Origin of the sequence: Flavobacterium eburneipallidum (assembly GCF_027111355.2) — a bacterium.
GTDB lineage: Bacteria > Bacteroidota > Bacteroidia > Flavobacteriales > Flavobacteriaceae > Flavobacterium > Flavobacterium eburneipallidum.
Genome location: NZ_CP114291.2, coordinates 1,075,628 through 1,098,150, shown reverse-complemented (window position 1 = coordinate 1,098,150; position 22,523 = coordinate 1,075,628). Strand labels below are relative to the sequence as shown.

Below are 22,523 nucleotides of genomic sequence, written 5' to 3'. Positions count from 1 at the left end.
CAAAAAAGACACTGTTTTTTCATTATTTCGCAATGAATCAGCAAGTCTATTCCGTTCTATTTAAAACTTCTGAAATATACTGCGGAGGAGCAATTGGTCTTCCTGTTTTTATGTCCACAAAAACCAATATTGAACTGCCCGTTGTTAATAACTCACCTCCTTCATTATAGAGTTCGTACTCAAATTCAATCTTAACAGTAGTCTGTTTTTTTAGTATTGTTTTCAAAGTCAAAAGTTCGTCATAACGAGCTGATTTTTTGTAATTCATAGTCAACGAAACCACGGGAAGCATAATTCCGTTTTCTTCCATTGATTTATATGAAATCCCTTTGTTTCTCAACCATTCGACCCTTCCAATCTCAAAATAAGGAGCATAATTCCCATGATAAACAACCCCCATTTGGTCTGTTTCTGAATAGCGAACGCGTATTTGTGTTTGATGATAATTCATTGCTTATTTTTTAAAATTCTAATGTACATACAACATTTTTTTATAAAAATTATGGGCTAAATATTTTTTTTAAGAGATTTTTATTCACATATTTGTTACCCTGAAAAACGGATAAAAAATCAACCACTTTTTTATCAAATAACGATTACCAAAACAAGAATAATTTAACCAAATATATGAACAAGACTGCACAATCAGTATGGGAAAACTGCCTGTCTTTTATTAAAGACAACATTCAAGATCAAGCCTATAAAACTTGGTTTGAACCAATCAAGTCAGTTGAACTTACCGATAACGCACTTTATATTCAGGTTCCAAGTAAATTTTTCTACGAATGGCTAGAAGAACACTACGTTAAATTATTAAAAGTAGCATTGACCAAAGAACTCGGAAAAAATGCAAAGTTACTCTATAAAATTAAAATGGAGAACACTTATGGTAACAAACAACCGTTTACAGAACAATTACCAAGTGCCAATCGTTCGCCAATGAAAGCACAGGATGTTGATGCTCCTTACAAAAACCTCAATCCAGAATTAAAAAACCCTTTTGTGATTCCAGGTATTCGAAATTTAAAAATCGAATCACAATTGAATCCAAATTACAGTTTTGATAATTTCTTGGAAGGCGATTCGAATAGATTAGCCCGTTCTGCAGGTATGGCTGTGGCCAATAAACCTGGTGGAACTTCATTCAATCCCCTATTGATTTTTGGTGGAGTTGGTTTAGGAAAAACCCATTTGGCCCACGCTATTGGTGTTGAAATCAAAGACAAATATCCAGAAAAGACAGTTTTATACATTTCTGCCGAAATTTTTACACAACAATATATCGATTCGGTCAAGAAGAACAACAGAAATGATTTTATTCATTTCTACCAACTAATCGATGTTTTGATTATTGATGATGTTCAATTTTTATCAGGGAAGTCAGGAACTCAAGATGTATTTTTCCATATTTTCAATTACTTGCACCAAAACGGAAAACAAGTCATTTTGACTTCGGACAAAGCTCCTGTTGACATGCAAGATATCGAACAACGACTGTTATCTCGTTTCAAATGGGGATTATCTGCCGAATTACACCAACCCGATTACGAAACTAGAATTTCAATCCTAAAGAATATTTTATACCGTGACGGAGTAGAAATTCCAGAAGAAATTATAGAATATGTTGCCCGGAATATCAAATCGAACGTAAGAGAACTGGAAGGCGCCATTATTTCCTTAATCGCACAATCTTCTTTCAATAAAAAAGAAGTAACCCTCGAACTGGCCAAAAGTGTTGTCGAAAAATTCGTTAAAAATGTAAAAAGAGAAATTTCTATCGATTACATTCAAAAAATTGTTTCGGATTATTTCCAATTGGACGTGGAAACGCTCCAATCCAAAACTAGAAAAAGACATATTGTTCAGGCACGCCAATTAGCCATGTTTTTTGCCAAAAAATTCACCAAAGCTTCATTAGCTAACATCGGTTCTCAAATAGGAGATCGAGACCACGCTACCGTTTTACACGCTTGCAAAACGGTTGACAATTTAGTAGCAACCGACAAACAATTCAAGAAATTTGTTGAAGATATCAACAAAAAACTAACGTTATAATCGCATTATGCCGGTAAAAATTTTGATGGTTTGTTTAGGTAATATTTGCCGGTCACCACTAGCCGAAGGGATATTAGCCTCCAAACTTCCTAAAAATAAATTCAGTGTAGATTCGGCAGGAACAGGCTCATGGCACATTGGTCGAAAACCTGACGAACGTTCTATAGCTGTTGCCCAAAAACATCATTTAGACATTTCAAATCAAAGAGGAAGACAATTCTCTATGAACGATTTTGAGGCATTTGATTACATATACGTAATGGATAATTCCAATTATGACGATGTAATATTAATGACTAAAAATCCAGAACACCGAGAAAAAGTACAACTCATTTTGAACGAATTATTTCCTAACGAAAATGTAGATGTGCCAGATCCTTACTACGGTTTGCCAAACGGATTTGAAGCGGTTTATCAAATGCTCAACGATGCCTGTGATGTTATTGCTAAAAAACTGATAGAGAAGCACCCTTGATTTCTTTAATTACAAATCAAGAACTCGAAGGTTTTCACCTATCTAAATAAAATATAATGAAGCCAAATCTTACTTTAGGAAAACTATATTTAATCCCAACTACTTTAGGTGAAGAAGGTGACCCAAATGATGTATTGCCTCAAACTATAAAAAGAAGCATCGATTTTATTGACGATTTTATTGTAGAAAACGAAAAAACGGCTCGAAAATTCATCAAAAGCATTCAACCAACAAAAGTGCAAGCTTCGTTACGATTAAGTTCCTTAAACAAACACACCGAAGTTTCGGAACATTCCAAGATGCTCCAAGCTTGTTTAGAAGGAAAAAACGTGGGACTCATGAGTGAAGCCGGCTGCCCCGGAGTTGCCGATCCTGGAGCTGTTATTGTAAAATTGGCTCACGAAAAAGGAATTCAAGTTGTCCCGCTAGTAGGTCCTTCATCTATTTTATTAGCGATTATGGCTTCTGGAATGAACGGTCAAAGTTTTGCTTTTAATGGATATCTTCCAATCGATAAAAGTGAAAAAAAATCAGCATTAAAAAATCTAGAAAAATTATCGCAAGATAAAAATCAATCGCAACTTTTTATTGAAACTCCTTATCGAAACAATAAAATGCTGGAAGATATTATTCAAGCCTTGAATCCATCCACTTATATTTGTGTGGCTACTGACATTACTATGCCAACGGAATTCATCAAAACAATGAGAGCTTCTGAATGGAAAAAAATCAAAGTTGATTTACACAACCGCCCAACTATTTTTATCATTCATAAAATGTAATTACGTATTTCAATCCATTCACAAAATCAGTTTAAATCAAAAAAACGAGTAACTATATTTTAACACGTTTTAAATTTGTATATTTGTACGTATAAAAACATTTGAATCATGGACGCTAAACTTACTTTAAAGTTAGATCAAGAGATAATTGAAAAAGCTAAAAATTATGCCTCTGAAAAAAAAATAAGTTTGTCTCGACTAATAGAAAACTATTTCAATTCTTTAACTACTGATCAATCGAATAACGACTTGCAGATTTCTCCCTTTGTAAAAAGTCTTTCATCAGGAGTTAAAATTCCAGCTGATTATGATTATAAAAAAGACCGTGCTGATTATTTAGAACAAAAACACAAATGACCAGACTATTTTTAGACACTAATGTTATATTGGATTTGCTGGGAGAAAGAATTCCTTTTTTTGATTCAATTGCAAAAATTGCAACCTTGGCGGATCAAAAAAAGCTCACTTTAGTTGTCTCTCCTCTTTCGTTTACAACAGTAGATTACGTTTTAAATAAATTCGAAACATCGGAATCTGTCTTGAATAAATTACGAAAATTTAAAATAATCTGTGAGGTTTGTGAAGTTGATGAAGAAACAATTGAAAAAGGATTGAATTCGAATTTTAAAGATTTTGAAGATGCAGTTCAATATTTTACTGCCTTACAAGCTAATTGTTCGATTATCATCACTCGAAACGGGAAAGACTTTAAGAACGCTACAATTCCAATTATGACAGCCGATGAGTATTTGAGTAGCATCCAATAACACGATATTCATCTAGAAAGTATTTATTTTACATAAAAAAACCACGTCAATCGACGTGGTTTTAAATTTATACAGCAATAATTACAGGCTTACTTTAGCATTACTATTGGCTACAATTCCAGAGGTTTCATAGCCTCCAAAATCTCTCATATACGTTCGTATCGAAGTTCCGTAAGCATCTTTGTAATAGCGATTTCCGTTGTTTCTAAAAAACTTTTTTACCGAACCTACTCCACCAAGATGTGCTGCAGCTAATATTCCAGATTCAGTAACTAGAATACCTGCTACCACTTTTCCTTCGTATTTTTCGATAACGTTCTTTAATTCGGATTTGTTTTTTGCCAGAAGTGCTACAAAAGCTTTTTCCTGCATTTTTGGACTATTCAAAAAGCGACTGCTATCGTGAATTCCAACTGTTTTTAGGGTTTCGGTGCCAAACTGGTATTTGCCCATATACCCTAACGAATTAATTTTTTTGTACTTCCCTTGGGATTCCTTGAAAGCAATTGCTTCTTTATAACCGACAAAAAATTTACCAGTAAAAGGCACACTCAAATTAGTATATTCATTTTGTTTTTGAGATGGAAATAAGTAGTGTGCACCATCTTTTTCATCAGTAAAAAACCACTGATTGGTTTCTAGATCAAAAGGCTTAAAGCCCGAGCTTAAAAAAGCTACAATAATAGTCAAAGTTGTGTAAAAAGACCATTTGTTTATCATAAATTATTTTTCTTCAAAACGCTGTCCCATCTTGAAATTTCTACGGTGCAAATATACAATAAAAAATAGTAAGTCTGAAAATCAACAAGTTAAGATTTTCTAAAAATAGAGAGTGTGAAATTTGAATCCCCGTTGAGGCGAGTATTCAAGGGTCGGGGCGGGGATTTTGACCGTATTTAAAACCGAAAAAACGGTCTTCAAAAACTGCGATTTTGTGTTGATTTTTGTCAAATCTAAATCCAAACTTATGTGAAATTTTCTAAATTTTTCCATATTTGCAGGAAAAATAATCTGATTTTTATCATCATTTTTGCCAATCATTCCCTCTGCTCCATAACCCAAAGCAAGGTTCAACCACTTCGGTATTTTAGAATTTTTGGCAAAAGAATGCAAATTTGCCGAAAGCCAATAGGTTTGTCCGTTATAATCTTTTAAGATTTGTTCTTGCAAAGAATTACCCAACAAATTGGGTCTGTAATCAGCATACTTTGTAGTGTGAAAAGAGAATTTTGGAATGATGCGTTGTTCGTTCCAAATTAGTTCTTGCGAAACATATAAAGCCGTTCCCGAAGCATTGGCAACAACATCACCTATCGATGCTCCCCATTCGGCAGAAAATCCATCCATAACCTCAACAGCGGTTAAGAACACAAATCCTAAACTAGCTCCATAAATCAATTGGTTTTTTTGGTTGGCTCCACTCCAATTCAGAGTTTCAGCTCCCAATCGTCCAATATGGTAAGAAGAATAAAGATGTCCTATTTTATCCATTTGCATCCAATCGGAATTATCATTGATGAAATGAAAATCGGATTTGGGATAATCCGCATACCAAAGTTGGTTCAAGCCAATCAAAGCACCAGAGGCTAAAACGGCTTCGGTAACGAATACAGCATTCTGCCTCTTTTTATTTAAAGAATCAGAAGGTTTAAGAAAAGTATCGAATGAATTTTGCCCTAAAACGCTTTGGAACGCCAACAGCAACAAAAAATAAAACTGCTTTTTGTAATTCAAAACTATCTTTTTACTCCTTGACTGTTGATCCAATCTGCGTATTTCTTGGCATTTATATTATGTTCTGGTAAGGTTACCGCAAATTCGTGGTAGCCAAAACGATCTACGCTGGCACAGAAATAAATAAAATCATTTTTTTCTGGATTCAAAACAGCTTCCAAGGCTGTAATATCAGGCATTGCAATAGGTCCTGGAGGCAAACCAATCACTTTATACGTATTGTAAGGTGAAGTCAAAAACAAATCATTATACAAAACCCTTTTGATTACTTGATTGAAATCGTTGTCTTTCTTTTTCAAGGCATAAATTACGGTTGGATCAGCTTGCAATGGCATTTCAATTTTTAAACGATTCAAATACACACCAGCAATTCTTGGTCTTTCGTCTTTTTTAACGGATTCTTTGTGTACGATTGAAGCTAAAATAGTAGCTTCAACAGGGGTTAAACCTTGCTTTTTGGCTTTTGCAATTCGCTCTTCATTCCAAAAATTATGGTATTCCTTAATCATTTTATCACGGAATTTTTCGGCAGTAATGTTCCAATAGACTTCGTAAGTATTCGGGATAAACATGGCAAAAACATTCTCTTCTGTAAAACCATTCTCTTTCAGGAAGATGGAATCTTTGAAGATTTTCATCAAAGTCAAACTATCGGGTTCTATTTGTGAACTCACTCGAGTGGCAAAATCTTCCAATCGTTCTTGGTTGTTGAAAGCCAATTTCACGGGAACATTGCTTCGCATAGCTTTCACCAAATCGTAACTATTCATTCCTTTGGTCAATAAAAAACGTCCTGATTTTACATTTTCGGGATAGCTTCTTTTACTAGCCACCATTTCAAAACGGTTCATGTTTTCTACAAAAGGTTCTAATATTTTCTTAACATCTTCATAAGTAGCGTCTGTTGGTACAAAAACAAAAACTTCAGATTGTGAAAATTTGGTGTTTTTAGAAAAAACCTGATTGGCTAGTATTCCTCCGTAAATCAGTAATCCTGATATTAGTACTACAGATGCTATTGTTATGATTTTCTTTAAGTTCAAAATTGAAATTTTTAAAGTTGATGATTTATTAATTGAAAAATAGCCTCGTCTTTATACACTCCATTGACTAAAGTCCAATCTTTTTTTGTGCCTATTTTCTGGAATCCAAATTTAGAAAAAAGAGCCACACTCGCAACATTTTCTACAGCTATATTTGCATATAATTGATGTAGATTCAAATGATAAAAAGCATAGTTGACTAACAACTCCAAAGCTTCGGAACCGATGTTTTGTTTTCTGTTTTCTACTGACTGAATAACGATACCAATTCCCGCCCTGTTATTCTTTGGGTCAAAATCAAATAAATCGATTAATCCAAGGGCTGGAAAATCTTCATCCTGACAAATCGCCAATCGCAATTGCTTGGCTTCATATATATCCTGATGGGCATTTTCGAGGTATTGCTTCACCAAAAACCGACTGTAAGGTGTTTGTGTATTGCTTACTTCCCAAATGCTTTGGTCATTTTCCATAGCATAGACAAACTCCAAATCATTGGGTTCGAGTGCTCGGAGGTAGATATTTTCGCCTTTGAGAGTAATCATTATATTTCAATAACGCCTTTAAAAACAAATTCCGCAGGCCCAATCAGAAAAACATTGGTAAACAAATCACCTATTTTATCAAAAGAAACGGCTAATTTTCCGCCTTCTACATTCAAATTAATAGAAGAAGCATTGGTTTGTCCTGTGGCATTCATGGCGATGGCAACCGCTGTTGCACCAGTTCCGCAGGCCAAAGTTTCATCTTCAACTCCTCTTTCATAGGTGCGAAGTGAAAACGTATCTTCATTGATTTTTTTTACGAAATTGATGTTGCTACCTGCTGCTCCATATAAAGAACCATAACGCAACGCTGCTCCTTTTTCTTTTACATTATAATGTTCTAAATCGTCCACCAATTGTACGTGATGTGGCGAACCAGTATTCATAAAAGTATAATCGGTTTCTTTTTTGATATCAGCAACGTCAATCATCTGTAAAGAAACGATTCCGTCACTAGCAACAGTTGCGTGATGCAAGCCATCGGTGGCTATGAATGTTGTTTTATCGGCAATCACGTTTAAATCTTTGGCAAAAGCCACCAAACAACGACCACCATTTCCACACATCGAACTGGTATTCCCATCGGAATTGTAGTAAACCATTTTGAAATCGGTTTCGGTGTCATTTTCCAACAAAATCAATCCGTCAGCACCAATTCCGAAACGGCGATCACACAAACGGGCAACGAGTTGTACATCTTCTTTTGGGAAAAATCCCGAACGATTGTCAATCATTACAAAATCGTTTCCTGTTCCCTGATATTTATAGAATTCTAATTGCATTACAGTATGTATTAAGAGTTACAAAAGTACAAATTAGATTTCAAAACATTAGGTTAAATTATACCGTCAAAAATGCAAATATTAATGATACGTTAAAGATTGTTAACCGAGCGTTAAACTGTTTTTTTGAAATACTAAAATTTATAATTTTACAGCGTAAATTCTTAAATAACTATAAAACTATGAAACGATTTTCAAGCCTATTTTTAGTATCATTGTTGAGCGGAGCCGTAACCTTGGGCTCTTATAAATTGTTATTTGACGACAATGGCTATTTTTCGAAAAAATCAATTGTAACCCAAGCTCCCAATTCGTACGGAAGAACTGTTGGTTTATCTGCAGAAGCCGTTGATTTTACCGAAGCAGCCGACAAAACAATTCACACGGTGGTTCACGTAAAAAATGTTTCTAGAACCACTGTTTCTAATCCGTTATTAGAATATTTTTATGGTTTTAGAGGTGGACAACAACAAGAACAAGTAGGAACAGGTTCGGGTGTAATTATTTCGGAAGATGGTTATATTGTAACCAACAACCACGTCATCAAAGACGCATCCGAAATAGAAATCACCTTAAACAATAAAAAATCGTACAAAGCCAAACTCATTGGAACGGATTCCAAGATGGATATTGCTTTGCTGAAAATTACTGCCGACGAAAAATTACCTTACACCGCTTTCGCCAATTCGGATTCGGTAAAAATTGGTGAATGGGTTTTGGCCGTTGGAAATCCGTATAATTTAACTTCGACTGTTACGGCTGGAATTATTTCGGCCAAAGCCAGAAACTTGGACACGAGCGGTATTCAATCGTTCATACAAACTGATGCGGCTGTAAACCCAGGAAATAGTGGTGGTGCATTAGTCAACACTCGTGGCGAATTGATAGGAATCAACACGATGATTTCGTCTCCAACAGGTTCTTATACCGGCTATTCGTTTGCAATTCCATCTAATAATGCCAAAAAAATAATTGATGATTTAATTGAATTTGGAAATGTACAAAGAGGCGTTTTGGGTGTTGAAGGAGGCGAATTGAACGCACAAGCTTCTAAAGAATTAGGTATCAAAGAAACCCAAGGTTTTTATATCAATAAAGTGGTGAAAAAATCAGGAGCCGAAAAAGCAGGATTGCAAAAAGGCGACATCATCGTTAAATTAGACAATCAAAACATTGCTACTTTTGCCGATCTTTCGGGTTATATTAATACCAAAAGACCGAATGACAAAGTAGAAGTAACATTTATCAGAGAAGGAAAAAACAAAACTGTTCCTGTAATTTTAAGTAAAAATGAGTTCTTCAATACTGAATTTAAAGGTTTAGAGTTGGAAAACATAGATGCCAACGACAAGAAAAGATTTCATTTGGAAAGTGGCGTAAAAATAAAAGCCATCACCAACGAAAACTTAAAACAGTATGAAGAAGACTTAAGAGGAAACATCATCTTGAGCATCGACAACGTAAAAATCAAAGACATCGAATCGGCTTCGAAAATTTTGAACAACAAAGCCGAAAATCAAAGCATCCAAATGGAAATGATTAACAAACGAGGAGAAATAATCCGAATTATTATTTAAGTCATCCAAAAACAAGAAAACCGTTCTGATTAATTTAGAACGGTTTTTTTTTATGGTTAGCCACAGATGACACGGATTAAACGGATTGCCGCGGATTTTTTTATTTATTACCAATCAACTTTGTCAAAGTTTTGAACTTTGACAAAGGTTTCAAAAAGTAAAAATTTTAAGCTATCAGCGAAAATCCGTTTGATCCGTGTTATCCGCGTTCCAAATTCACTACTCTTTCGGTTTGGTAAAGTAATATACCGGAATTCCTGTTAGCATAATCAAAACTCCCCAGCCACAAGTCGAGAATTTAGTGAGCAACAAAGAAATACAAACTGCCGAAGCCAAAATAATATAAAGAAAAGGCAAAAAAGGATAACCAAAAGCTTTATAAGGTCTTTCAGCTTCGGGCATTTTCTTGCGGAGAATAAAAATTCCGTAGATGGTCAAGATGTAAAAAATCATTACAATAATCACCACATAATCCAGCAAATCGCCATATTTTCCAGTCAAACATAAGAACGAAGCCCAAATACACTGCATCCACAAAGCCCAAGCCGGAACGCTAGCATCATTTAAAGTTGCTGCTTTTTTGAGGAACAAACCGTCTTTTGCCATGGTATAATACACTCTCGCACCCGCCATAATTAATCCGTTGTTGCAAGCAAAAGTCGAAATCATAATCATTACCGCAATAATATAGGTTCCCGTATCGCCAAAAGTATGTTGCGAAGCCGCCACCGCTACCCTATCATAAGGAACAGTGGCAATTTCTTCCAACGGCATTACCGCCAAATACATCATATTAGCCAAAAGATAAATAATGGTCACCAAGAAAGTTCCTAGAAACAAACTCAATCCCACATTGCGTTTTGGATTTTTGATTTCACCAGCAATAAATGTTACCCCAACCCAAGCATCGTTCGAAAACAAAGAACCCACCATGGCTGCCGAAATTCCAGCAATCAAAGCCGTTCCGCTGATAGACATCCACGAACTGCTGTCCACATTATAAGAACGAGGCGTCCAAGCATCCGTCCAGTTGGCGTTCCAAACATCGGCTTTGGCTGCCAAAAGAAAGCCAAAAACGATCAATCCAAACAAAGACAAAATCTTAACCACAGTCAAAACCGTTTGCATCGTTTTACTGTTTTTCACCCCACGACTGTTGACATACGTTAGCAAAACAATGGTAATAATCGAAACAATTTGGGCAGCATTCAATTGGAAAGTACCTATTTCATACAGAATATTTTCATTGCTCAAAGGCGCATACAAATAAGCCGCAAATTTCGAAAAACCCACTCCCACCGCAGCAATCGTTCCCGTTTGGATTACAGCAAAAAAGCTCCAACCGTACAGAAAAGCAATTAATTTATTGTAAGCTTCTTTAAGGTACACATATTGCCCGCCCGCTTTGGGAAACATTGCACTCAACTCGCCATAACTCACAGCAGCAATCATCGTGATGAGTCCCGCCAAAAGCCAAATCACTGTAAGCCATCCTGCCGAACCTACTTGTCTGGCAATGTCCGAACTTACTATAAATATTCCCGAACCGATCATCGAACCCACCACAAGCATCGTTCCGTCTAGTAATCCGAGTTCTCTTTTAAAATCTTCTTGGTTATTGTCTTCCATCTTTGGGTTTAGTTTAAGTAATCTGAATTATTGGTTTTTAATTATAAAACATTTCTACCCACGTAATTCGTAATTTCTAATTCGTAATTGTTTTTAGTTGGCTAAAGATATACTTTTTTGGGAAATTTAAGAAAAGAGATAAAAAAATGAAACGAAAATAGGCAAAAGAGTGACGATTCGTTATTGATTATTGGGGCGTGACCCTCCGTGAAAAACTACGGGTCGGGCTGTCCGCTGTATCTTTTGTTCCGTTAGCACTCCACAAAAGGATGCCGCTTCCATCCCTCACGCAAACTCCTATAACAATGACGATTGTATATTTCAATAACATTGCCTTTTTAAATTGTAATTTATAAGATAACAAATTTAGATTCAAAATTTTGCTTTTATTTTTTTGTAACTTTGTAAATATTAAGATTATTTAACTTAATATTGTTTTATTTTTGTAAAATTTATCCTTAATTAACAACATAATGACAGTTAACGAAATATTAGGTAGAGTAAATAATGTTGGTAATGGTGTCAACTATTGGTTCGTAAGGACAACATATGGTGAGCATTTTGATGAATTTACAAAGGGAGATTATATAGCCATTGGTTGGGATTATTTTACATTAGATGAACTAAAAAAAAACAATAAAGGCTATATAACTGAAAAAATTGCAATAACAGATAAGTTAGATAGAAGTGTAAGTAAAAACAAGGGTAAAGTAACAGCTGCTTACAATAAAATCAATACTTTTTTAACATTAAAAAAGAATGACATTGTAGTTGTGCCTAGCCGAAATTCAGATCGATTAGCATTTGGGAGAGTAGCAGATGACGAAGCTTATGAAGTGCCAGAATTAATAGGTAACGGAACACATTTTAAAAGAAGACGAATAGAATGGCTTACAATTAAAAATATTAGAAGCTTAAATCCAGTTTTTTTTCAAGTCAAATCAAATCAACATTCAATTAGTAACATTAATAGATTTGCACCTTTTATTGACAAAGAAATAGGGAATTTATTTAAAAAAGGTGAAGAGACTCACTTTGTTTTAAATATATTAAAAGATGAAAATATAAATTTTGAAGATATTAGAAGTTTAATGGATAACATTGATACTTTAATACATGATATTAACAAAGAATTGAAGTTTGACGATAATTTAGAAGATTTTTTCGTCAAAATTAGTTTACAATCAAGAGGGAGTATTGAATTAATTAAAGCTGGTAAATCATTAGCAATTTTGGCATTCTTATTGAGTGTAGCTTCCTGCGGTAATCTTGATAATCAACAAGACCCACAAATTCGTAAATTAATTGATAAAAACAGACGAGTTTTAGACCAAACAGCAATAGGTCTTGATACTTTAAAAATTAATCCTAATGAACTTTTAAAACCCTTTTCAAATGGAAAATAGTTTCTTTTCAGGTTCAGAAAATTTATATAAATATTTAGTTACAGTAGGTATTTTACTTATTGTTATGACGGTTTATTATCCCTTAAAAGAAAAGCAAGAATTAGAAGTACTTTCAATTAAGATAAAAAATGAGTTAAGTATTTTAAATTATAAAATAGAAAGTAACAAAAAAGAAGCAGATAAGATAAATTCTAATCTCCAAACTGCAACCGATACTGATTTATTAATCGTCAAGAAAAATCATCTTGAAAATGAGATAAATCAAATTTCTTGTGAAAACAAATACAATGAATTGATATCTAGAAATTCATACACAAAAATTTATAGTATAATTTTTTGGATATTTTTTCCAGTTGGTATTTTTTTAATTTTGTTTGGATTTATTAAATGGAATCGAACAAAAAAATTAGATGATGAAATACTTACACTTGAAAAAAAGAAACTTGAAATTGAAATTCAGAAATTGATTAATAATCCATAAAATTCATCTTGTAATGATTTTGTATTTATGCCAAAAAAATGATGACAATATATCAATAATGTAAATTATTTAAATCGGAACATAATTTTTGTTCCGATTTTTTTTATCCAACATCCTAAATGTATTAATATCTAAAGTCATAAATATAAATAAAACCCAGCTAGCGCGAGCGTCCCGCTCGTGCCGTCAATCAAAAGCAATTAAATAATAATTCAAAATGTAAACTTATTTTAGGACGTGACAAATTTGTGGGCACGAGCGGGACGCTCGCGCTAGCAGAAACCAAAAAAATAAATTATCTCTTTGACTTCAAAAGGTTATCATAACTCGATAAAACACAAATCCCAATGACCAATTACCATTTCAGAAAAGCAAAAACCACTGAAATCACTCCAATATGGGAGATTTTAGAACAAGCGATTTTACGAAGAAAAGAAAACGGCAGTAATCAATGGCAAGATGGTTATCCAAACATTGAAGTGGTGCAAAAAGACATTGAAAAAGAAGCAGGATTTGTGTTGACCGACGGAGAATCCATCGTAGGATATTGTGCTGTATTAATCAATGACGAACCTGAATATGCCAAAATTGAAGGAAACTGGCTAACTAACGAAGATTTTGTGGTGTTTCATCGAGTGGCTATTTCCGAAAAGTATTTGGGCAAAGGTTTAGCTCAAAAAATAATGGGCTGTATCGAAGATTTTGCCCTTCAGAACAACATCTACAGCGTAAAAGCAGACACCAATTTTGATAATTTTGCCATGATGAAAATCTTTGAAAAAATGGGTTACAGTTTCTGCGGTCACGTTTATTTTAGAGGTGGACAAAGAAAAGCGTATGAAAAAGTGCTGGCTAAATTTTAGGTAAAACATTATTTATTCTACTCTTTTAAGGAAGGTAAAACACGAACTATAACAAGAATATCTCAATCAAAAAAGCTCAAAAAACAAATCTGTTTTTTGAGCTTTTTTTGATTTTATAATGAAGCTAAAATTACTCCTGCATCATATCAATATGTCTGTCGTGATAGCCTAATAAATATAAAACTCCATCAAGACCTAAACTAGAAATAGAAGTCGCTGCACTTTCTTTTACTTTGGGTTTGGCGTGAAAAGCAATTCCTAAACCTGCTAGGTTTATCATTGGCAAATCATTGGCACCATCTCCCACAGCAATGGTTTGGTTGATGTGAATGCCTTCTTTTTCGGCAATGGCTTGTAGGTATTCGGCTTTTTTTGCGCCATCTACAATTTCGCCTATATAATTTCCGGTCAACTTACCGTCTATAATCTCCAATTCATTGGCGTGAACATAATCAATCCCTAACTCTTTTTGCAAATAATGACCAAAATAAGTAAACCCTCCAGAAAGAATAGCGGTTTTATAACCGTAATATTTCAGAGCTTTCATCAAGCGGTGAGCGCCTTTTGTTATCGGTAAATTAATCGCCACATTATGCAGTACCTCTTCGCTCAAACCTTCCAGCAAAGCCATACGTTTTTTGAAACTTTCGCTAAAATCGATCTCGCCGTTCATCGCTGATTCGGTGATGGCTCTCACTTGTTCGCCTACACCAGCTAATTCTGCTAATTCATCAATTACTTCCGTTTGAATTAAAGTAGAATCCATATCAAAACACACCAAACGGCGGTTTCTTCGGTACATATTATCCTCTTGGAACGAAATATCTACGTCTAATTCTCTAGAAATATCCATAAAATTAGCCGTCATCATCGTTTTATCGACCACATTACCCGTTACGGATAATTGCACGCAAGAACGAGGATATTCTTCTTTCTCGACCACCGAAGTTCTGCCCGTTAATCGCGTGATAGAATCGATATTCAAGTCTTGATCGGACATTATTTTGGTTACCGCTGCCAATTGCACGGCAGTCAGTCTTTCGCCCAAAATATTGATAATATACTTTTGCTTGCTTTGTGCTTTGACCCAAATTTCGTAATCAGGAATAGTGATTGGAATAAATTTTACTTTGATTCCAAGTTCATACGCCTTGAACAATAAATCTTTCAACACTGGTGCCGAGCTAGAGCCTGCTTGTATCTCAAACAAAATTCCCAGTGACAAGGTATCGTGAATATCTGCTTGACCTATATCCAAAATAACGGCATCATAAGTAGCTAATATCGATGTTAAACCCGCAGTTACCCCAGGTTTGTCCTGACCAGAAACTTTTAATAAAATAATCTCTTTATCTACTGTTGCCATTTTTATTGGTTTTGATTTACGAGGGGCAAAAATCGACAATCTATTGTAGATAAAAAAGGATATGTTGCATTTTTTCACAAAGAGAGAAAAAACAAAAAACCCGACAGGTTTTAAAAACTGTCGGGTTTAAAATTCTATAAACTTTAATCTTTGTCAAAGTTTTAAAACTTTGACAAAGGTAATTTCACTAAAAATTACGAAGCAATTTCCAATCGTTTCAATAAAATTCCATTTAAGGTTTTAAATCAAAAATACGTTTTAACTGCAAATTCAAACTGCTCCACAAAAATATTCTTAAAAACACTAATATTATTTTGCTCATAAAAAACAAGCATCGCTTTTTTATAATCAATAGAATCAACTGTCCTAAAAGATAGTGGACAATACTGATAATGAATTAAAATGGCATTGCTCATAATTCTTGCAGTTCTCTTATTCCCATCAGAAAAAGGTTGAATATAAGAAAGTAAAACCAAAGCCAATAATCCCTTCTCAAAAATATTTTCTCTACTGTTGATAAGAATACACATATCATCCAATGCTTCTTTTATTTGAAAGGCATTATCTAAAGGTTTGTAATTTGTTCCTGAAATACCAACTCTTCGATTTCGAATGTTTCTATCAATACCCAAACCTTCAATAAGCAAACTGTGAATATCTTCAATTCGTGAAACAGAAAGAGGATTTACATAATCTGGATTCTCCAAAATAAAATCCAATGCGGTTTTATGATTCAATAACATAACAGCCTCATCTTTAGTCTTACCTGACGCCGTTTCTTTTTCTTTTAATAATTTTTCAGTTTCTAATAAAGAATAAGTATTACCCTCAATTTGAGAAGATTTCCAACTCAAATCAATCGCTAACCGCTCAAACTCTTTAATATATTCGGTTTTCGTAAGTCTTGAGGTATTTTCTGTGAAACTATTTTGAAGATTGGACAGTTTTTCCATTTCCTCATCAGTAAACAGCGAAATTACGCTCAATATTTCTTTGATAAGATCAAAGCTAAATCCTTCTTTTATTTCTCGTTCATCAATCTCTTTTTCAAAATAAACTGCTACATCTATTGGAAATAAAACATCTAAACCTTTGCCAATAAAGTACTTCGTAGCTTTTCCTTTTCCAATTGTAGTAACAAAATTTTTATCTAATAATGTTGCAATTGTCCTTTTTACGGTCGCAAGTGCTACAACATTTCCCAATCCATCATAAATTTCTCTTGAGGAACTATTGGGATGCTTTTGGATATAATCCAGTATTCCTTTTTCTAAATCTAATTTAAACTTTGCCATAAAAAACACTTTGAGCTCACAAATTTAACGAATAAAGCTCAAAAACATCCGTTTTTGAGCTTTATTTCATTTTTTATTGAGCTTGAAATTGAATTACGAAGCAATTTCTAATCGTTTCAATAAATTTCTATTCAAAGTTTCTTTGGCGTAATCTACGTCGATTTCTAATACTTTATCATCAGAACTTGGCAATTCATACATCGCATCGGTCAAGATAGCTTCGCATAACGAACGTAATCCACGAGCTCCTAATTTGTATTCCAAAGCCTTATCTACAATGAAATCCAAGGCCTCGTCTGTGATATTGAATTCCACCTCATCCATCAAAAACAACTTTTGATATTGTTTGATTAAAGCATTTTTAGGTTGGGTCAAAATCGCTCTCAAAGTGGCTCTGTCCAAAGGATCCATGTGCGTTAAAACTGGTAAACGACCAATAATCTCCGGAATCAATCCAAAATCTTTGATGTCTTTTGGAATAATATATTGTAGTAAATTATCTTTATCTATATTGTCAGCATTTTTAGAAGTCGAATAACCAACCGCTTGACGGTTCAAACGTTTAGAAATTATACGTTCTACTCCATCAAATGCACCACCAGCGATAAACAAAATGTTTTGGGTGTTTACCTCAACAAATTTTTGGTCTGGATGTTTTCTTCCTCCTTTTGGTGGAACATTGACAACCGTTCCTTCCAATAATTTCAATAAAGCCTGTTGCACCCCTTCTCCTGATACATCACGAGTGATGGATGGATTGTCGCTTTTGCGAGCAATTTTATCAATTTCATCAATGAAAACAATTCCTCTTTCAGCTTTGGTTACATCATAATCAGCAGCCTGCAAAAGACGCGTCAAAATACTTTCGACATCTTCTCCCACATAACCAGCTTCTGTTAATACCGTTGCATCAACAATCGCCAAAGGAACGTCTAACATTTTAGCAATGGTTTTAGCCACCAATGTTTTCCCAGTTCCAGTTTGACCTACCATGATGATATTGCTTTTTTCAATCTCTACCTCGTCGTGCAATTCTTGTTGCATCAAACGTTTGTAGTGATTGTAAACCGCCACCGACATTACTTTTTTGGTTTGATCCTGACCAATAACATATTGATCTAGGAAAGCCCTGATTTCTTTTGGTTTTCTCAATACCAAGTCGGTTGGCAAATGATTTGCTTTGCCGCTTGATTTTAATTCTTCTAATACAATTCCGTGGGCTTGTTCGATACATTTATCACAAATGTGCGCATCAATTCCAGCAATCAGCAAACTGGTTTCTGGTTTTTTTCTTCCACAGAATGAACATTCTAATTTTGGTTTTGCCATCTTTTGAGGTTGGAGGTCAGAAGTTAGAAGTTAGAAGTCCCAATCGTACCTCTAACTTCTAACCTCTAACTTTAATTTATCTTCTTAACACTTCATCAATCATTCCGTATTCTTTGGCTTCGTCAGCAATCATCCAATAATCGCGCTCGCTGTCTTTATGTACTTTATCAAAAGTTTGTCCTGAATGTTGTGAAATAATATGGTACAATTCATCTTTTAGTTTCAACATTTCACGCAAGTTGATTTCCATATCAGTCGCCACACCTTGTGCTCCGCCTGATGGTTGGTGAATCATTACTCTTGAATGCGGCAATGCTGAACGTTTTCCAGCTGCTCCAGCACATAACAGCACTGCTCCCATAGAAGCTGCCATTCCTGTACAAATGGTAGCTACATCTGGTTTGATGTATTGCATGGTATCATAAATTCCCAATCCTGCGTAAACGCTTCCTCCTGGAGAATTCAAGTAAATTTGAATGTCTTTAGAAGCATCGGCACTTTCCAAAAATAATAACTGCGCTTGAACGATGTTGGCAATTTGATCATCGATTCCTGTTCCCAAGAAGATAATTCTGTCCATCATCAATCTTGAAAAAACATCCAATTGAGAAATATTCAACTGACGCTCTTCAATAATATAAGGGGTCATATTAGTTGGATTCATTGCCGCTACGATTTTGTCGTAGTACATTGCGTTTACACCTTGGTGTTTTGTAGCAAATTTTTTAAATTCTTTACCGTAGTTCATTTTTTAAAAGTTTAAAAGTTTAAAAGCTTAAAATGGTTTAATGGTTTATAATTATTTAACCCTAAACGATTCAAACAAAAGAGCGCCAAAAAAATATTTTTGACGCTCAAATATAACTATTTTTTATGGTTTAGACTTTGTAAAAAAATCATAAAGTTATTTGAATTTTTTGGACTTAATCCAATAAACTCTCGACTTCAAACTTCCCACTTCAATCTCCCAACTTTCCAAATTATTCTCCGTAAGACGCAGCAATAAATTCTTCGTAAGTCACTTCTTTAGTTGTTGGATTTGCTTTCTCTTTGAAGATTTCCAATAATTTTTCTGCAACTACTTGGTCTGAAAGTCTTTTCACTTCTTCTTGATTAGACAAAACTCTTGCTACAATTCCTTGAACTTCTTCGTCAGTAGGATTAGTTTGCCCGAATTGTGCCATTTGCTGACGGATGTTTTTTGAAGTAAAAGTTTTCAAATCGTCAAAAGTGATTTTGATGTCATTTTGAGCCAATGCTTTTCCTTCTATCAATTGAAAACGCAATCCTTTTTCAGAACGCGCATATTCTACTTCAGCTTCTTCTGGAGATAATTTTTTTTCACCTACAGTTTGCAACCATTTTTTAAGGAATTCAGCTGGTAAATCGAATTTGGTGTTTTCGATTAAAAACTCCGTTACATCACCTAATAATTTTTGATCCGCTTGTTGAGCAAATTGAGACTCGGCATCTTCTTTGATTTTTGCTTTCAAGTCTTCTAGTGAAGCTACATTTCCAGCGCCAAATAATTTGTCAAATAATTCTTGGTTCAATTCCGCTGGCTCTGAAACAGTAATGGCTTCGATAGTGAAATCAACATCAATTGCTAAACCGTGAACGTTATCGTGACCTACTTTCAAATAATCCATCAATTGATGATCGTCTTCGAATAAACCACTTGTGTTTACCGTTACAACATCACCTACTTTTTTACCAATAAATTTATCAGCAGTAGCTTTGTCTTTGAAAACTGATAATGAAATAGTAGTTTCGTTTCCGATTCCTTCTGCTTCATTAGTAAAAATACCTTTAATATCAGATCCTTCAACAACCACTTCTTGAGGAATTGCATTTCCAAATTGTTTTTGGATGCGCTCCACTTGTCCGTCGATTAATTTATCATCGGCCGTAACTACATATTTTACGATGTCATTTTTAGCATCTAAATCAATTTCGAAATTAGGCACCAAACCGATTTCAAACTCGAAAGTCAATTCTTCTGCTGACCAATCTAATTCTTCATTTTCTTTAGCTAAAGGAGTTCCCAAAAGATTTAATCTTTCCGATTGAATGTAACGCTCTAAAGCTAAATCAACTACTTTTTTAACTTCTTCTTTCTTAATTTCTCTACCATATTGTTTTTCAACAAGATCTTTAGGCACAGCTCCTTTTCTAAAACCTTTTACTTGTGCCAAAGGCATTTTTTCGTTTATTCTTTTGGCTACTTGACCTTTGTAATCCATGTGAACAACTGTCATTACAATTGTTTCGTTTACTGCGTCTACTGCTACTCTTTTAATATCCATCTTCTTCGTTTATTTACATAATAAAATTGGGTCGCAAAATTATAAAAATTTTACAACCCAAACAAGTTTTTAATCTATTGAATTTTAGTCGCTTATTTGCCCCTCAATTCCCTTTATTTTTCTATTTATCTTTACCTACAATAGCAAATAAAATGGACTGCGACAACGACAATACCACACTGAAAATCAGTGCCGTAAAAAAGGAATCAACCTTAAATCCGCCAACAATATAGGTGCATAACAAAATAATTATAGCATTAATCACCAGTAAAAACAAGCCCAATGTAAAAATGGTAAAAGGCAGTGTCAATACTACAAATATTGGTTTTATAAACAAGTTAAGCAATCCTAAAACAACCGCAACAAGTAGCGCAGTAACAAAATCTTTGATATGAACACCAGTCATAAAATGAGCAATAAGCAACACTAAAATTGATGTGATAATAATTCGGATAAGTAGTTTCATAGTCTTTTTATTTCAAATGTATAATAATTATTTCAAAAACGAACTCGATATTTCATAAAAGAGTTTTGGGTTTTCGGCGTGAAGCCAATGCCCAACATTCGGGATAGTTTCTAGTTTTGAATCTGGAAAATGCTGTTGAATATTCTCGAAATCTTCATCTAAAATATAATTCGAATTGCCGCCACGAATAAAAAGTGTTGGATTATTGAAAATCGCATTTTCGGGAAGTGGTTTTCCTATTTCGTCTTTATTAGCATTAAAAACTGCTAAATTAAAGCGGAAGGCTAATTGTCCTGGCTCTTGCCAGTACAAACTTTTTAATAGAAATTGTCGGGTTCCAAAATCGGTGATGTATTGCGACATAATTGCTTCGACTTCATTTCGACTTGGTTTTTTAGAAAAATCGACCGCATTCAACGCATCAAAAATAACTTGATGGTGTTGCGGATAAAATTTTGGACCAATATCAGCAACTATTAATTTTTCGACCATTGCGGGATATTTTGTTGCAAAAAGCATGGCTGTTTTCCCTCCCATCGAATGTCCAATTATGCTAACTTTTTCGAGATTATTAGCTTGGCAATAATCCAAAACATCTTGAGCCATTAGTTCGTAATTGAACTCATCCGAATGAAAACTTTTACCATGATTGCGCAAATCCAATAAATGCGCCTGAAATCCATCGGTAGCAAATTGCGTTCCCATTGTTTTCCAATTGTCAGACATTCCTAGAAATCCATGAATGATTAAAAGTGGCTTGCCCTCGCCTTCTATTTTTGAGTACAACATTTAGATTATATTTTTTTACCATATAAGTCATATAAGTTCATTTAAGTTTGGGATATTTAAAATCTTAAATGAACTTATATAACTTATATGGTTGATTTATTTCAGTTTTTGCAAATACATATTCACTACATTCTCCAATCCGAGATACAAAGCTTCCGCAATCAAGGCATGACCAATAGAAACTTCTAATAAACCAGGTATATTTTGTTTAAAAAACTGAATATTATCTAAACTCAAATCGTGACCCGCATTGATTCCTAATTCCAATTCATTAGCCAAAATTGCCGATTTCACATAAGGATCTATTCCGTTTTTGTTTCCTAAACTGTATTGATGCGCAAAAGCTTCGGTGTACAATTCAATTCTATCTGTTCCTGTTTTTTTAGCGCCTTCAATCATTTCAGCAATGGGATCTACAAAAATAGAAGTTCGGATTCCGTTGCGTTGAAATTCCTGAATCACTTCGGCTAAATAGGCTTGATTTTTCACAGTATCCCAACCAGCTGAAGAAGTAATTGCTCCAATAGCATCAGGAACTAAAGTCACTTGTTCTGGTTTACATTCCAACACCAAATCGATAAAATTATGTTGCGGATTTCCCTCAATATTATATTCAGTGCAAACAATAGCTTTCAAATCACGAGCATCCTGATAGCGAATGTGTCTTTCGTCTGGTCTTGGATGAATTGTAATTCCTTGACCCCCAAATTTTTGAATATCGGCGGCTACTTTTAATAAATCAGGTACATTTCCGCCACGAGCGTTGCGTAAAGTTGCTATTTTGTTAATATTTACACTTAACTTTGTCATTAGAAAACTATTTAAGAATATTT

Annotated in this window: 24 protein-coding genes; 9 read left to right on the top strand and 15 right to left on the bottom strand. The window is 34.3% G+C overall.

Annotated elements, in window-relative coordinates; genetic code table 11:
* Positions 1-46 precede the first annotated feature (46 nt).
* Entirely contained in the window at positions 47-451 is a 405-nt protein-coding gene (locus OZP15_RS04600) for an acyl-CoA thioesterase (RefSeq protein ID WP_269227310.1), read from the bottom strand.
* Positions 452-627: 176 nt separating this feature from the next.
* On the opposite strand from OZP15_RS04600, the gene dnaA reads away from it, so the two are divergent.
* The 5 genes from dnaA to OZP15_RS04575 all read left to right on the top strand — a co-directional run bounded on the left by dnaA (position 628) and on the right by OZP15_RS04575 (position 4,079).
* Positions 628-2,055 carry a chromosomal replication initiator protein DnaA gene (dnaA, locus tag OZP15_RS04595; RefSeq protein WP_281337135.1) on the top strand — a complete coding sequence of 476 codons (1,428 nt, stop codon included), beginning with the start codon at positions 628-630 and terminating at the stop codon, positions 2,053-2,055.
* Positions 2,056-2,062: 7 nt separating this feature from the next.
* Positions 2,063-2,530, top strand: a complete 468-nt coding sequence (locus OZP15_RS04590) for a low molecular weight protein-tyrosine-phosphatase (RefSeq protein WP_269227308.1) — start codon at positions 2,063-2,065, stop codon at positions 2,528-2,530.
* 56 nt (positions 2,531-2,586) lie between these two features.
* On the top strand, positions 2,587-3,312 hold the full coding sequence (locus OZP15_RS04585) for an SAM-dependent methyltransferase (protein WP_281337134.1): 726 nt from the start codon (positions 2,587-2,589) through the stop codon (positions 3,310-3,312).
* A 108-nt stretch (positions 3,313-3,420) separates the two neighbouring features.
* A complete protein-coding gene (locus OZP15_RS04580) occupies positions 3,421-3,669 on the top strand; it encodes a DUF6364 family protein (RefSeq protein WP_269227307.1) in 249 nt (82 codons plus the stop codon).
* Complete coding sequence (locus OZP15_RS04575; RefSeq protein WP_281337133.1) at positions 3,666-4,079, top strand: type II toxin-antitoxin system VapC family toxin; 414 nt, start codon at positions 3,666-3,668, stop codon at positions 4,077-4,079. Before OZP15_RS04580 ends, OZP15_RS04575 begins: the two co-directional genes overlap by 4 nt.
* A gap of 81 nt (positions 4,080-4,160) precedes the next feature.
* On the opposite strand, the gene OZP15_RS04570 is transcribed toward OZP15_RS04575, so the two are convergent.
* The 5 genes from OZP15_RS04570 to dapF all read right to left on the bottom strand — a co-directional run bounded on the left by OZP15_RS04570 (position 4,161) and on the right by dapF (position 8,183).
* The gene (locus OZP15_RS04570) at positions 4,161-4,799 is read right to left on the bottom strand and encodes a peptidoglycan-binding protein LysM (protein ID WP_281337132.1); all 639 of its coding nucleotides are present in this window, start codon (positions 4,797-4,799) and stop codon (positions 4,161-4,163) included.
* Between the two features lie 99 nt (positions 4,800-4,898).
* Positions 4,899-5,813: a DUF2279 domain-containing protein gene (locus OZP15_RS04565; RefSeq protein WP_269227305.1), complete on the bottom strand. Its 915-nt coding sequence runs from the start codon at positions 5,811-5,813 to the stop codon at positions 4,899-4,901.
* Positions 5,814-5,815: 2 nt separating this feature from the next.
* Positions 5,816-6,856 (bottom strand): endolytic transglycosylase MltG, encoded by a 1,041-nt coding sequence (mltG, locus tag OZP15_RS04560; protein WP_269227304.1) that lies wholly within the window; start codon positions 6,854-6,856, stop codon positions 5,816-5,818.
* 11 nt (positions 6,857-6,867) lie between these two features.
* On the bottom strand, positions 6,868-7,401 hold the full coding sequence (locus OZP15_RS04555) for a GNAT family N-acetyltransferase (protein ID WP_269227303.1): 534 nt from the start codon (positions 7,399-7,401) through the stop codon (positions 6,868-6,870).
* A complete protein-coding gene (gene dapF / locus OZP15_RS04550; RefSeq protein ID WP_281337131.1) occupies positions 7,401-8,183 on the bottom strand; it encodes a diaminopimelate epimerase in 783 nt (260 codons plus the stop codon). Before dapF ends, OZP15_RS04555 begins: the two co-directional genes overlap by 1 nt.
* Before the next feature lie 182 nt (positions 8,184-8,365).
* Between dapF and OZP15_RS04545 the strand changes: the two genes are divergently transcribed.
* On the top strand, positions 8,366-9,760 hold the full coding sequence (locus OZP15_RS04545) for a Do family serine endopeptidase (RefSeq protein WP_281337130.1): 1,395 nt from the start codon (positions 8,366-8,368) through the stop codon (positions 9,758-9,760).
* A gap of 219 nt (positions 9,761-9,979) precedes the next feature.
* Here the strand turns inward: OZP15_RS04545 and OZP15_RS04540 are convergent, their stop codons facing one another.
* Positions 9,980-11,389: an APC family permease gene (locus OZP15_RS04540; RefSeq protein WP_269227301.1), complete on the bottom strand. Its 1,410-nt coding sequence runs from the start codon at positions 11,387-11,389 to the stop codon at positions 9,980-9,982.
* Between the two features lie 473 nt (positions 11,390-11,862).
* Here OZP15_RS04540 and OZP15_RS04535 point away from each other — a divergent pair, with 473 nt between their 5' ends.
* The 3 genes from OZP15_RS04535 to OZP15_RS04525 all read left to right on the top strand — a co-directional run bounded on the left by OZP15_RS04535 (position 11,863) and on the right by OZP15_RS04525 (position 14,139).
* A complete protein-coding gene (locus OZP15_RS04535) occupies positions 11,863-12,795 on the top strand; it encodes a hypothetical protein (RefSeq protein ID WP_281337129.1) in 933 nt (310 codons plus the stop codon).
* The gene (locus tag OZP15_RS04530; RefSeq protein WP_269227297.1) at positions 12,785-13,276 is read left to right on the top strand and encodes a hypothetical protein; all 492 of its coding nucleotides are present in this window, start codon (positions 12,785-12,787) and stop codon (positions 13,274-13,276) included. Before OZP15_RS04535 ends, OZP15_RS04530 begins: the two co-directional genes overlap by 11 nt.
* Before the next feature lie 347 nt (positions 13,277-13,623).
* Positions 13,624-14,139 carry a GNAT family N-acetyltransferase gene (locus OZP15_RS04525; protein ID WP_269227296.1) on the top strand — a complete coding sequence of 172 codons (516 nt, stop codon included), beginning with the start codon at positions 13,624-13,626 and terminating at the stop codon, positions 14,137-14,139.
* 130 nt (positions 14,140-14,269) lie between these two features.
* Here the strand turns inward: OZP15_RS04525 and serB are convergent, their stop codons facing one another.
* The 8 genes from serB to OZP15_RS04485 all read right to left on the bottom strand — a co-directional run bounded on the left by serB (position 14,270) and on the right by OZP15_RS04485 (position 22,500).
* Complete coding sequence (serB, locus tag OZP15_RS04520; RefSeq protein ID WP_281337128.1) at positions 14,270-15,505, bottom strand: phosphoserine phosphatase SerB; 1,236 nt, start codon at positions 15,503-15,505, stop codon at positions 14,270-14,272.
* Positions 15,506-15,750: 245 nt separating this feature from the next.
* Positions 15,751-16,800 carry a Fic family protein gene (locus OZP15_RS04515; RefSeq protein WP_269227295.1) on the bottom strand — a complete coding sequence of 350 codons (1,050 nt, stop codon included), beginning with the start codon at positions 16,798-16,800 and terminating at the stop codon, positions 15,751-15,753.
* Between the two features lie 93 nt (positions 16,801-16,893).
* Complete coding sequence (clpX, locus tag OZP15_RS04510) at positions 16,894-18,129, bottom strand: ATP-dependent Clp protease ATP-binding subunit ClpX (protein WP_281337127.1); 1,236 nt, start codon at positions 18,127-18,129, stop codon at positions 16,894-16,896.
* A 76-nt stretch (positions 18,130-18,205) separates the two neighbouring features.
* Complete coding sequence (clpP, locus tag OZP15_RS04505) at positions 18,206-18,877, bottom strand: ATP-dependent Clp endopeptidase proteolytic subunit ClpP (RefSeq protein ID WP_269227294.1); 672 nt, start codon at positions 18,875-18,877, stop codon at positions 18,206-18,208.
* Positions 18,878-19,109: 232 nt separating this feature from the next.
* A complete protein-coding gene (locus OZP15_RS04500) occupies positions 19,110-20,435 on the bottom strand; it encodes a trigger factor (protein WP_281337126.1) in 1,326 nt (441 codons plus the stop codon).
* A gap of 121 nt (positions 20,436-20,556) precedes the next feature.
* Positions 20,557-20,901: a phage holin family protein gene (locus OZP15_RS04495; RefSeq protein WP_269227293.1), complete on the bottom strand. Its 345-nt coding sequence runs from the start codon at positions 20,899-20,901 to the stop codon at positions 20,557-20,559.
* A 27-nt stretch (positions 20,902-20,928) separates the two neighbouring features.
* Positions 20,929-21,690 (bottom strand): alpha/beta fold hydrolase, encoded by a 762-nt coding sequence (locus OZP15_RS04490; RefSeq protein WP_269227292.1) that lies wholly within the window; start codon positions 21,688-21,690, stop codon positions 20,929-20,931.
* 96 nt (positions 21,691-21,786) lie between these two features.
* Entirely contained in the window at positions 21,787-22,500 is a 714-nt protein-coding gene (locus tag OZP15_RS04485) for a pyridoxine 5'-phosphate synthase (RefSeq protein WP_269227291.1), read from the bottom strand.
* Between the last annotated feature and the right edge of the window lie 23 nt (positions 22,501-22,523).